This is a genomic window from Pseudomonas sp. GW821-FHT01A09 (genome assembly GCF_058986725.1).
This window is the reverse complement of record NZ_JBYSWB010000055.1, coordinates 1-12,305: the sequence shown is the minus strand read 5'-3', so window position 1 is coordinate 12,305 and position 12,305 is coordinate 1. Positions and strand designations below refer to the sequence as shown.

Below are 12,305 nucleotides of genomic sequence, written 5' to 3'. Positions count from 1 at the left end.
CGTATCTTGCGATACGGGCATTTTCTGGAATTGGCAAGCATATTTCCAGGGTTTCCACACAGTCTGATGGATGGCCCATCGGGGCGTGCCCTGCGCAAGTGTGCCGGAGCGCGGGAACCCCTCGCGTCAGCGAGGGGCCAATGGCGGGGGCCGCGACCCCAAGGCCGGCTCGAAAGGAGAACCACCCCGATCAAAAGTGCCCCAACACTGCGCATCCGCTACCGAACTCCAATACCTGTCGACACAAGCCCCATCACCGCACCCAACTCAACGCCGCCAGCGCCCCCAACAACGCCGGCGGCATCACCAGCACACCCAATTTCAAAAACGTCCAGGCACTCACATGCAGGCCTTCACGACGCACTGCAATCAGCCACAGCAAAGTTGCCAAGGAACCGGTGATCGACAGATTAGGCCCGAGATCTACCGCCACCACCAAGGCCGCAGTGGTGTGCCCCGGCAGACTCGCCAGTTGCCCCACCGAGCCTGCGATCAATCCCGCCGGCAGGTTGTTCATCAGATTCGTGGCGATCGCGACCAACACCCCGGTGCCCCAGGTCGCTTGGGTCGGCGCCTGCTGCGTCCAATGCTCCAGCGCCTTGGCCAGCTCGGCGATCACACCGGTCATGGCCAAGGCCTCCACAAGCACGAACAACCCGGCCACCAGTGGCAGCACGCCCCAGGACACGCCCTTGAACACCGCCCACGGCTTGCGACGTTGCACCAGATGCACCAGCGCCACCGTCAGCAGCCCGGCCAGGCAGGTCGGTAGCCCTAACGGCTGATCCAGGGCCGACACCACTAGCAGCAGCACGCCGGTGACCGCGATACCGGCAGCCGTCAGCCGTGCGCCCATGGGCAGCGGGCCCAGCGCCGAAACCTCGGCTAGCTGCTGCCGCAGATGCTTGCGCTGGCTGAGCCGCAAGACTCCATAGGTCAGCACGATTGCCGCCAGCGACGGCAGGCTGAACTGCGCCAGCCAGTCCAGCAGTGGCGGCATGTGCTGGCCGAATATCACCAGATTGGCCGGATTGGAGATCGGCAGCACAAAGCTCGCGGCATTGGCGATAAAGGCGCAGATGAACAGATAGGGCAGGGGATCGGCCTTGGCGGCACGGGCCGCGGCATACACCGCCGGGGTCAGCACCACCGCCGTGGCGTCGTTGGACAAAAACACCGTCACCAACGTGCCGACACCGAAGACCAGATCGAACAGACGCTGGCTCGAGCCGCGGGCATGGCGCGCGGCCAAGGTCGCCAGCCAGTCGAACAGCCCCTCGCGGCGCGCCATCTCGGCCAGCAGCATCATGCCGATCAAAAACAGATAGACATCGTCACCCTTGGCCACCGCGCCCAGCGCCAGGCCTGCGGGCATCAGGCCGCTGATCAGCAGCATCAGCGCGCCCCCCAAGGCCCAGACATACTCCGGTACCCGCCAAGGACGCAAGATGACGCCAGCGGTGGCCAAGGCGGTAATACACCAGATGATCAACGGCGAATGCATAGGGCGGACTCAGGAGGCAGAGGAGGATCGATCGAGGGACTCAGGCAGCGCCAACAACAGCAATACTGCCACTGCGGCGACGGCTGCCAGGGTCAGGAACGCCGCGCTGTAGCCGGCTTCCTGCACCACCCAGCCGGCCAGCCCGTTGCTCAATGCCGCCCCCAGGCCGAAGGCGGTGGTCACCGCACCCAGGCTGATGTTGAAGCGTCCGGTACCGGCGGTGAGATCCTTGACCACCAACGGTAACAGCGCCCCGAACAGCCCGGCGCCGATGCCGTCGAGCACCTGCACGCCCACTAGCCAGTACGGGTTATCCGACAGTGTGTAGAGCACGCCGCGGATCGGCAGGATGGCGAACCCAGCCAGCAACAGGGGTTTGCGCCCCCACTGGTCGGCGCGTGCGCCCACCAGCAGCGCGGCAGGCACCATCACCAACTGTGCGGCGACGATGCAGGCCGAGGTCAGCGGTGTGGCGAGTGTCAGGTCCAACTGTGAGAGCTTCTGGCTCACCAGCGGCAACATGGCCGCGTTGGCCAGATGAAACAATGCGCAACACAACGCGAACAGCAACAATGAGCGGTTGCTCAGCAGCGCCCGCCAGCCGGAAGCCTGTTCCTCGTGGGCAGGGTCGAAGCCACGCGCTACTTGATGATCGATATCCCCTGGCGCCACGGCCGCCACCGCGACCACACTGCACACCGCCATGGCCGCCATCAGGTAGAACACCGCCACCGGCCCGAACAGCCAGGCGAAGCCTCCCGCCAGCAGTGCGGCGCAAGCGTTGCCCGCATGATTGAAGGTTTCGTTGCGCCCGGTACGGCGGGTGAAGGCTTTCGGGCCGGTCATGCCCAGCGAGATAGCGGCGATGGCCGGGGCGAAGATCGAGGCCGCCGCCGCGCTGAAGGCCTGGGTCAGGGCCACCCAAGTGAAGTCGTTGATGAACGGCAGTATCACGCAACTACCCGTGACCACCAGCGCGGCCACGGCGACGATCAAGCGCTTGCTGCGCGTGCGGTCGATCAGTGCGCCTGCGGGTGTCTGGGTGACCAGTGCCGCCAGGCCGGCGAGGGTCATTACCAGGCCGATGCTGCCTGGCTCCCAGTGGTGGACGGCGAGTAGGTAGATGGCTAGATAAGGCCCCAACCCGTCGCGCACGTCGGCAAGAAAGAAGTTCAGCGCATCCAATGCATAGGTGCTGCGACGCAAGGCAGGGTTGGCCATAGTGAGCTCGACGAAGGACGCGTTGAAACTCAGTGGGGGACTTGAGCCTTTAAGTTCCGTGGGCGTTTGCTGCGCGCGAGTGGCTGCTGCCAATAGCGATCGGGGGCAAGCCCCCTCGCTACAGGATTGGGACCGTAGCGAGGGGGCTTGCCCCCGATGGGTGTCGCAGTGGGTATCACTCGTCGACGTGCATGAACTCCCGCGCCCACTCCACGTAACGCTCCGGCCGGGTGTACACACGGGTCAATTCGTTCGCACTTAGGTTCTCGGTGCTGTGGGTCAGGTTGCGCTGGGCGCGCAGGGCGTCGTAGGTGGCCTTGATGGCCGCGAAGTAGGCGCCGTGGCCATCCACGCAGATCCGTACACCGAGTTTGGCGAGTCGGCTATCGTCCTGCAGCGCTTGATTGCCGTAGGTCACCAGCATCAAAGGCACGGTCAGATTGGCGGCGATTTCTTCCAGATGCTCGAAATCACGCACGCCGACCATGCAGATACCGTCGGCACCGGCCTTCTGATAGGCCTTGGTGCGGTGAATCACTTCTTCGGTGGACAGCACGCCAGCGTTGGTGCGGGCGATGACCGACAGCTCCGGGTCGACTCGGGCTTCGAGCCCCGCGCGGATCTTGCCGATGCCTTCCTCGACCGAGATCAGGTCGGTGGACTTGCGCCCGAATTGTGCGGGCAGCAGGGTGTCTTCGATGGTCAGCGCGGCGATGCCGGCACGCTCCAGCTCGGTCACGGTGCGCATCACGTTGAGGGCGTTGCCGTAGCCGTGGTCGGCGTCGGCAATCACCGGCAACTGGGCGACGCGACCGATGCGCGTGGCCTGCTCGACGAATTCTGACAGAGTGATGAGGGCGAAATCCGGTGCACCCAGCACCTGCAGCGAGGCGACCGAGCCGCCGAGGATGCCGCACTCGAAGCCGAGGTCGGTGGCGATCCGTGCGGACATTGGGTCGAATACCGAAGCGGTGTGATAGCAGGTGTGCGAGGCAAGCAACTCGCGAAAGGCGCTGCGCAATCCCTTATGGGAAATTCTGGACATGTTTGCTCCTTATGGAGGCAGTACCGGGTTCATCCCGTCGGGCTATGGAATCGTTTAAGCCGCGTATGATAAGGAATAATTTCGTCTGTGACGATTGGTCGCGCTGTCGCAGCGGATGAAAGATGACCGAGCGGTCTGGTTGCAGCGGGAATTGACAGGTAGCGAGGGGGCTTGCCCCCGAAAAACGTATCAGCCACCTACCTGGTGCTGGCCGGACGATTTTTCGGGGGCAAGCCCCCTCGCTACAGGTTTCAGTCGGAACCGTATTTCGGTGAGCGCGGGCCATACAGCAAGCCGGCCGGTTGGCCCGCCGACAGCAGTCGCGTGCTGGTGATCCCGGCGATCGGGTGGCCCGCGTCGGTGGACGAGTTGATGATCTGCTTCACCGCCGCCGTGATCAGCATGCCGATCAGGCCGCCGCCGTTGTTGTTGCCTTCCTCGCTGGAGGCCGTGGCGCTGCCGGTCCACAGCGTGGTGCCGGTTTTCAGGTCGACCAGCCTGGCGGTGGCGGTGACCACCGTGTTGCTGCTGATGACCATGTAGGTGGTGCCGTACTGGGTCACCTTCACGTACATCGCCGCGTCGGCGCCGAAGATGCTGCGCAGCTTCTCGGCCGGCACCTCAGCGATGTCGTTGGGGTTGTCCAGGCCGTTCTGGCGGAACGTCTCGGCGGCCAGCGCCACGGGCACCACGTAGTAGCCGGCCTCGGCCAGCGGGAAGGTCACCTGCGACATCAAGCTATAGCCGGCTTTGATATCCGGCGATTCATTGACCGGTGGCAGCACCAGAATCGAACGGGGCCGGGCCTGCTTGAATGCCGCGTAGTCGACGGTTTTCGGCGCCACGCAACCGCCCAGCAGAGCAAAGGCGAACAGGGCCGCCAACGGTTTGAGAAAACTCATTGGGCTGCTCCTTTGGCGTTTTTCATCAGGAAGTCCATGTAGGCGCCGGACTCGGGGAACTCTGCCTTTTCGGCCTGGAATTGCTGAAGCATCTGATCATCCTTGCCCAGGCTCGAGTACAGCAGGCCCAGTTGCGCGTGATAGCCCGGCGGCACCACGCCGTTCTTGGCGCGGATCTTCTCCAGGTCGGCTTCCAGCGCCAGTGCCTGGGCTTCCTTGGATTCGCCTTTGAAATATTCGTAGACCTGCGGCTGATAGCCTTCCCACTGGTAGATAGTCTTCGGTCCGGAGCAACCGGCCAGCAGCGCGCTGGTCAGCAACGCCACAGCCAGTGCTGGGCGCGAAATAATGTAACGGGTCATGACGGGTACTACTCCATGTCATTGCTGAACGGGCCCGCCCGCGGGCCCCACTTCACTGTGTTGAATTCAACGCGCGCTGGGTTTCCAGCTGCCATTGTCGATGGCCTCGACCAGCCGGTTAACCGCCTCGCGCATCGCCAGGTCGAGGACCTTGCCGTTGAGCGTGGAGTCGTAGCTGGCCGTGCCGCCAAAACCGATGATTTCCCGGTTCGACAGGGCGTACTCACCGGCACCCTGGGTGGAATACACTACTTCCGAGGTGCTGATGTTGACGATGTTGAGGTTGATCTTGGCGTAGGCCACTTGAGTCTTGGCGCGGCCGAGAATGCCGAACAGTTGCTGGTCGCCGGTTTCCTTGCGGCCGAACTCGGTGACGTCACCGGTCACCACATAATCGGCGCCCTTGAGCTGCTGGGCCTGGCCCTTGATCTGCGCCTCGCGTTGGATCTCGGCCATGTTGTCGCGGTCCAGCACGCTGAAGCGGTTGGTCTGCTGCAGATGGGTGATCAGCACGGTCTTGGCCTGGCTGCCGAGGCGATCGACACCGTCGGAGAAAATCCCGCGCATATAGCTGGAGCGGTTATCGAACTGGCCGACGGCAATCGGCGAGCGCTGACCGGACCAGGGCCGGGCGGCACTTTCGACTTTTTCGACGGGCAAGGCGCGCGAACTTTCGCTGGCGCAACCGCTGGCAAGCGCCAGGGTGAGGACGGTCATGCTCAAACACATGACGCGAGAAGCTGTTTTCAACGGGTATCTCCTGAAAATACCGATCCATGGAATCGAACCGTGAGGGTTCAGGGATCGATTGGCGGGTGGATCATACAGTGATGGCATTCTGGCGTCATGGAAATGTTGCAAGGGTGATACAGAGGCTTGGTCCGGTTTCGATGACGGCGCAGGGTGCCGGCAGTGGTGATGCTGACAGGTGAAATCGGTGCGGGCGCGGAGATTGTGTTCAGGACCGGCTTTTTCGGAAACGTCCTACATGTAGGTCCGAATGCGTCTGACATCCTTGGCCGCGAGGGGGCCGTATCTTTAGCGCCACATTTCGTAGTCAGTGAGAATCAAGGTGATCGGGAGGATGTTTGGCTTTGTCGTGCGCTGGACATGGCGCGGGATGGGGGTGCTAGGGGTGGTGGTGTGCGTTGCAGCGTTGCTAGGCCGGAGCTTGGGGGAGTGGGTGGAGAGCCCTGACCATAAGCAAGAAACTTGGTATCCGTCACCTGATGGAAAATACGTGGCCCTTTACAAAATGGAGGCTGGAGGTCTCCCGATTTCGTCATTTTGCAACGAGTCGATTTCGGTGTATTCGGCCGAATCGGCACACCTTTCTGAGCACCAAGAGCAGGACTACCAGGTTTATCGGTCTTCCTGTCAAAGCGTAGCTGTTGATGGGGTGGCACATCTTCAGTGGAAAAATGACGACACTTTTCAGATCAAAATGCTCGTTCAAGGGGTTGCTTCGGCGAAACCGGGGGATTTGGTGGTTGGTGTCGAGTTCAAGATCGGGGAGTGACTGGCTTGCTTATACGTCTCCTGGTCGTGCCCAGCAAACGTCAGATCGTCGTTGGACTTTGCTCTACTGTAGCCCATGGATATAAGGCCGTGTAATTCTGCGCAAGGATAGTCCTGCGACCAATTTTCCGAAGGTTAGAAAGTTTGGGGTTAAAGCCTTAGGCGTTTTGTGCTTTCAAGAATTGCAGTTAACCGTTTTTGGAATCGGGTCCAAATTAAATGCTTCTTCGGTCGCCCTGCAGTGAGCTTAGGGATGTCAAATATGAGATGGAAATTAGTTGCGACTATCGCACTGATACTGATCACTACCAATTCAGGCGTTGTACTCGCTGAAGCATCCTCCCATAGAGATGCGGTGAGTTTCGTGGAAGGAGCGAAAATAGGACAAAATCTTCCAATTATTGCGCTCTCGGTGGCTAGGCGAACAGTAACCTTCGCGCTTATCGCTTCTAGGCTGGGAGAGGTCAATGCCGAAAAAGCAGTTTCTGCCGAAATCAATGCTCTACTGCACCTATACCAGCCGGGATGGAACGAAAATATTGCGCTGGTCTACGAGGAATTGTTCACTGAAGACGAATTGTCCTCCTTGGCCAAGGACGGAAGATCTTCCAAATACGCCCCGAAGGTCATAATTCAGCAAAATGCAGTTGGTGAAAAGATGGAGTCGACTGCAAAGCCGATTTTGACGGACCTGGTTTCTCAAGCGCTCATTGCTACCCTGTCAAAAAATCCGGATATCAAACTGATTGACGGGGCATCCGGCCGTAATTGATTTTAGTCCATTCACAGAGTCGCGGGAGATATCCTACATATCCATCGGAATGCGGTCGGCATATTTTAATTGGTTGGTTTTATTTTTAATGCCGTCAGTGCCATCTATTGTCGTAGCGGCGATTTGGCCAACGCTCGTTTGGCGCTTTCCACAGCCCTTAGGATAGTTAAATACATCAATAACAGCAGCAATAGGCGGACTACCCGTACCGTCCTCGCACCGGGAGGGGCGAGCGTACCCTCGGCCGATAGTAATCGCTGGGCACCGATTGGAACGTTCGTTGAACAACCACCCGCCAGGGTGATGTCAAGCCGGAGACGTATTCGCGGCGCTAGCAAGGCGAGGTTTGCCCAAAAATAGGTAGCAGGCGGGCGACACACTCGTGGATTCAGGGGACGTAGATTCTTAGCTATTTGTAACAAGACTTGTAATGGCGATAGTTAATAGAGTGGCTGATCTAGGCGGCTTTATCTGACTACGTGACATGCACTTGCGCATCGAAAATCCTCGCCTGATCATCAATGCCAAGCGGTCTCGGAAACGTCCTACGCATCTGTCGGAAAGCGCCGGACATCTTTTCGAACGAACGCGTTTTACCTTGGGCGGCAATTACCACACGCGGTAGCTCGATTAATGTCGCACTCAGCCCAAGCCATTCATTGCCTCGTTCTGCTGGCGAGGTTTCATGGCGTGCAAATCGATCCCGAACGCTTCGACAAAGCGCAGGGAATGGTCGATCCCCAGGCGTTGTTGGCTGCCGTGAAAATGGCCGGACTTCATGGCGCGTTTGTTCGTTGCCGCCCTGAACAGTTGCGCGAGCAACCACTACCAGCCATCGCGCTGGCGTCTGACGGCGGATGTTTCATTGTGGGAAGCGCTGCTGAGGGCCTGGTGCTAGTCCATGACCCACTCACTTTGTGCAGCGAACGTCTCGACCATCAAACACTGCAAGCGCGTTGGAAGGGCGAATTGGTTCTGGTCCAATCTGAGGCCTCTTTACTTGGTGACCGGGCGCGATTCGATTTCAGTTGGTTCATTCCGGCCGTTATCCGCTATCGCCGTCTGTTGGGCCAAGTGTTGCTGGCAGCTTTTGCCTTGCAACTCCTGGCGCTGATGACACCGCTGATGTTTCAGGTGGTCATGGACAAGGTGCTGGTACACCAGGCCTTCAACACCCTTGATGTGCTGGTGTTCAGCCTCATCGTGATCATGCTTGCCGAGAGTCTGCTCTCGGGCATCCGCACCTATGTGTTTTCCCACACGGCAGCACGGATCGACGTGCAGCTAGGGTCGCGTTTGTTCAATCACTTGACCGAATTGCCGCTGGCTTATTTCCAGGCACGCCGAGTAGGGGACTCGGTGGCGCGGGTACGCGAGTTGGAAAGCATTCGCGAATTCCTCACCGGCAACAGCGTTACCCTGCTGCTGGACGTCTTCTTCACCTTGGTGTTCATCGCTGTGATGTTCAGCTACAGCGGCCTGCTCACCTGGCTAGTGGTAGCCTCTCTACCCCTGTATCTCCTGTTGTCCTGGTTCGTTACCGCGCCGCTGCAGGCGCGCGTGCAAGAAAGCTTCAGCCGCAGTGCGGAGCAACAGGCGTTTTTGTTGGAGACGGTCAGAGGCATCGACACCCTCAAGTCCATGGCCCTCGAACCGCACATGGTCAAGCGCTGGAGTCAGCAATTGGCGGGCTACGTCGGCGCGCATTTTCGTACTCAAAATCTCGCCGCCATGGCCAACGAAGGTGTGGGCCTGATTGGCAAATTGACCAGCGTTGCCTTGCTTTGGCTTGGCGCCCGCTTGGTAATCGAAGGGCAACTGACCGTTGGCCAATTCATTGCCTTCAATATGCTCGCCGGCCGCGTGGCACAGCCGATTCAGCGCCTGGCGCAACTCTGGACCGGCTTTCAGCAGACGGGTATCGCCATGCAACGCCTGGCCGACATCCTCAATGCCCGCAGCGAGGCCGACAAAAGCGATCAGCCGCCCATGCCGCCCATTCGCGGCGCCATAAGATTCGAGGGGGTACGCTTTCGCTATCGGCCGGGTGCGGCTATGGCACTCGACGGCCTGAACCTGGACATAAAGGCCGGCGAGATGATCGGTGTGGTAGGCCGTTCAGGCTGTGGCAAGAGCACTGTGACGAGCGTGCTGCAACGCCTTCATGTCCAGGAGAGCGGTCGCGTATTGATCGATGGGGTCGACACCGACGACGTCGAGACCGCTTCACTGCGCCGCCAGATCAGCGTGGTCCAGCAAGACAATCTGCTGTTTCAGTGCAGTGTGCGCGACAACATTGCCTTTACCGATCGTGGCGCGCCCATCGCCGAAGTCATCGCGGCCGCACAAGTGGCCGGTGCCCACGAGTTCATCCTGCAACTCCCGCAAGGCTACGACACCCCCGTCGACGAACACGGCGCTTCGCTTTCCGGTGGCCAACGGCAACGCCTGGCTATCGCCCGAGCGCTGATGGGCAATCCGCGCATTCTTGTTTTCGACGAAGCCACCAGTGCACTGGATTACGAATCGGAGCGGGTGATTCAGGCAAACATGGCCAAGATTCGAGCGGACCGGACGGTGATTGTTATTGCTCATCGGTTAAATGCGGTGAGGAACGCGGACCGGATTGTGGTGATGGAGGCGGGGCGGGTGGCTGAGATGGGGACGCATGAGGAGTTACTGGCACTGGGCGGAATTTATGCTCAGTTGACCGGAGGGCAAATAATTGATCACTAACGGCACCGTAAGAGTAAGGCAGACACGACGTATCTATGAGTTGTCCGTCTTGCTTTTTGGAGCTGCGTGCTGTGCTCTGCTGCTGATCTGCAGAGCGCCGGAAGTTGCACGTTTTTATACGTTGGAAAATGCGTCCAGCAGCACGGTTTGGAAGCCGGTCCCAAAGGATATGCCGCCACCAGGTTATATCTGCGGGGTAATGGGGAGGAATAGTATAAAAATACAGCGTAACTACCTATTTTTGTGGCCGCAGTTTGAAGGCGAGAGTATTCATGAAAGTACCGACTCCTCATCCGTCAGGGGTTGCCATGAAAAGCTGGCGGCATTGCCGATGTCAATGACCTGGCCGGGTTTGCAACCTCATTTAGGAGGATTCTATCCGCCGCCCACAGATATCCGTAACGGTATCCAAATGATTGTTCGCCCTGAGCCGACGGGAAATCTTTTGCTGTTCAGCACCCTGCTTGACTATTTGGGTGATAACGCACTCACAAAAATGCAAAAAGCGAGGATAGTAAGTCCTGGATTGAAGAAGGCCGCAGGCTCTACAAGTAATGGAGGGCTGGTGATGGTCTATTGGACAGATTTTAACAAGCCTCGGCCGGCGATTTTCATATGTAGATGGCTCAGTACAGGTTATCTGTTTTATGGGTGCGAAGGACGCTTTGTGATAGAGCCTCAAGGTGTCAGAGTGGATGTGATTATATCTCCCGAGAAGATGGTGGACTGGCGCAGGATGATCGATGGTGCCGAACGAATGATTAGATCGAGCTTGAAACCATTTCAATAACTGCATAGGTGATAGGGTGATGCTATTCATAAGAATATTTCGTCTTGCCGCTATTTCTTTTCTTGTAATAGGCGCTTTGATCATTGCCATTGAGACACTCGTGAGGTTTTTTGCACCTTATGAGTCCAAAGAGCTTGCTAAGCTGCATACGTTCTTTTTAGGGGATGGCAAATATCAAGAGCCGGTTTATGACTCTTCACCAATTTTCTGCGGAATGTTGAGCGGACGTGTAATCAATATTGAGCGGGCCTACATATCGCTATTCGCCGAGTATGTGGGGGAAGACAGTTGGACGCCGAGGCCTGAGCCACGGAAGGCGAGAGTTGGGTGTCGACACGAGCTAAGTTCGCTGCCCTTGTCCATGACATGGCCGGAAATGCTGCCAGATCCGAAAGGAGGGTTTCAAACTAGAAATTCAGAATTTGATGGGATCAGTATCGGATTAATCCCTCAGGATGGGCCCCGAGAATCCAGGCATTGGTACTTGAAGAAGATGCTTGGGGACGACGCTGATCAAATAATGGCTAATGCCCAAGAAAAACTGCCAGGGTTAAAGAGCGCCTACAGCGAAAGCCTGGCTCACCCGGCAATATGGTATTGGACGGAGCTGGACAGCCCTGATGTCGTAGTGATTACGTGCTCTTGGGCAAAAATATTACAGCGCATTCATTCGTGTAGAGGCAGGTATTTGATGGAGTCGGAGCGTATTGACGTATCGATAACGTTGACTTCGGAAAAGATGCTGGAGGTGCTAGAAATAGTGCAGGCAGTAAAGCAATTCGTTAAATCACGTTTGGAATAAGGGGGAGTTGTTGTGGACATATTAGTGACGCAAGAAGATTTACAAAAAGCTAGGGATCTATTGAAGCTTGAGGGGCCTATAGCAATGTATGATTTTCTCCAGCCTAAAGGATTGCGATATGCAGAGCTAGCAAACGGCGTCGCAAAACAAAATACCGTAGCGGGAAATGTAGCGATGAATTTCATGAGTTTGTCGGCTAAGGAGGTCGGTTTACAGCTAGATGCAGATAAGACGAGAGATATTGTTTTCGATATGGCGGATGAATATCTCGGAGTTATTACGAAAGTCAGCGTTGGTGGGGCTCTGACTAGAGATATTAAATTCCGTGAAGCATTGGACTTTCATAAAGAAGTCTTCGAAGCTCATGGGTTGAGTCGCGACGCTTGGACCCTGACAGCAGTCTATGAGGCGCTTGGCGAAAACCAGAGAGACCCCTATTGGGCTGAAGTCCTAAACTCCGCTGGAAATTTGAGGAATGAGCTCCAGTTGTCGCTTACAACTCGCGCCAAGATGCAGCTCTCCATCTTTGGAGATACCCCCGAAAAGCGAGAACTGGCTGTTTCATGGATTGAAAAAACTGTAGTGGTCAACTGATCCCGGACACTGAATTGAGTTTTTCCTCTGCGACCGCAGGCGGTAGCCCTTCGTTGAAT

12 protein-coding genes are annotated in these 12,305 nt (G+C 57.8%); 6 read left to right on the top strand and 6 right to left on the bottom strand.

The features are described from left to right. Positions 1–253: 253 nt before the first annotated feature. The 6 genes from AC3WJP_RS28715 to AC3WJP_RS28690 form a co-directional block, all read right to left on the bottom strand. Complete coding sequence (locus tag AC3WJP_RS28715) at positions 254–1,504, bottom strand: arsenic transporter (protein WP_493724550.1); 1,251 nt, start codon at positions 1,502–1,504, stop codon at positions 254–256. Between the two features lie 9 nt (positions 1,505–1,513). Continuing rightward, the gene (locus AC3WJP_RS28710) at positions 1,514–2,725 is read right to left on the bottom strand and encodes an MFS transporter (protein WP_493724551.1); all 1,212 of its coding nucleotides are present in this window, start codon (positions 2,723–2,725) and stop codon (positions 1,514–1,516) included. A gap of 175 nt (positions 2,726–2,900) precedes the next feature. After that, positions 2,901–3,770, bottom strand: coding sequence for an isocitrate lyase/PEP mutase family protein (locus tag AC3WJP_RS28705; RefSeq protein WP_493724552.1), 870 nt, complete (start codon positions 3,768–3,770; stop codon positions 2,901–2,903). Positions 3,771–4,021: 251 nt separating this feature from the next. Next, positions 4,022–4,672 carry a DUF799 domain-containing protein gene (locus AC3WJP_RS28700; protein WP_493724553.1) on the bottom strand — a complete coding sequence of 217 codons (651 nt, stop codon included), beginning with the start codon at positions 4,670–4,672 and terminating at the stop codon, positions 4,022–4,024. Then, complete coding sequence (locus tag AC3WJP_RS28695; protein ID WP_493724554.1) at positions 4,669–5,034, bottom strand: DUF4810 domain-containing protein; 366 nt, start codon at positions 5,032–5,034, stop codon at positions 4,669–4,671. Before AC3WJP_RS28695 ends, AC3WJP_RS28700 begins: the two co-directional genes overlap by 4 nt. A 66-nt stretch (positions 5,035–5,100) precedes the next feature. Beyond that, entirely contained in the window at positions 5,101–5,763 is a 663-nt protein-coding gene (locus AC3WJP_RS28690) for a CsgG/HfaB family protein (protein ID WP_493724561.1), read from the bottom strand. Between the two features lie 355 nt (positions 5,764–6,118). On the opposite strand from AC3WJP_RS28690, the gene AC3WJP_RS28685 reads away from it, so the two are divergent. From AC3WJP_RS28685 to AC3WJP_RS28660, 6 genes are all read left to right on the top strand, one after another. Continuing rightward, a complete protein-coding gene (locus AC3WJP_RS28685) occupies positions 6,119–6,553 on the top strand; it encodes a hypothetical protein (protein WP_493724555.1) in 435 nt (144 codons plus the stop codon). Between the two features lie 261 nt (positions 6,554–6,814). Further along, complete coding sequence (locus tag AC3WJP_RS28680) at positions 6,815–7,324, top strand: hypothetical protein (protein ID WP_493724556.1); 510 nt, start codon at positions 6,815–6,817, stop codon at positions 7,322–7,324. A 633-nt stretch (positions 7,325–7,957) separates the two neighbouring features. Continuing rightward, positions 7,958–10,060, top strand: a complete 2,103-nt coding sequence (locus tag AC3WJP_RS28675; RefSeq protein ID WP_493724557.1) for a type I secretion system permease/ATPase — start codon at positions 7,958–7,960, stop codon at positions 10,058–10,060. After that, positions 10,050–10,850, top strand: a complete 801-nt coding sequence (locus tag AC3WJP_RS28670) for a hypothetical protein (RefSeq protein ID WP_493724558.1) — start codon at positions 10,050–10,052, stop codon at positions 10,848–10,850. Before AC3WJP_RS28675 ends, AC3WJP_RS28670 begins: the two co-directional genes overlap by 11 nt. Positions 10,851–10,869: 19 nt before the next feature. After that, the gene (locus tag AC3WJP_RS28665; protein WP_493724559.1) at positions 10,870–11,652 is read left to right on the top strand and encodes a hypothetical protein; all 783 of its coding nucleotides are present in this window, start codon (positions 10,870–10,872) and stop codon (positions 11,650–11,652) included. A 24-nt stretch (positions 11,653–11,676) separates the two neighbouring features. Beyond that, positions 11,677–12,246 carry a hypothetical protein gene (locus tag AC3WJP_RS28660; RefSeq protein WP_493724560.1) on the top strand — a complete coding sequence of 190 codons (570 nt, stop codon included), beginning with the start codon at positions 11,677–11,679 and terminating at the stop codon, positions 12,244–12,246. Positions 12,247–12,305 lie beyond the last annotated feature (59 nt).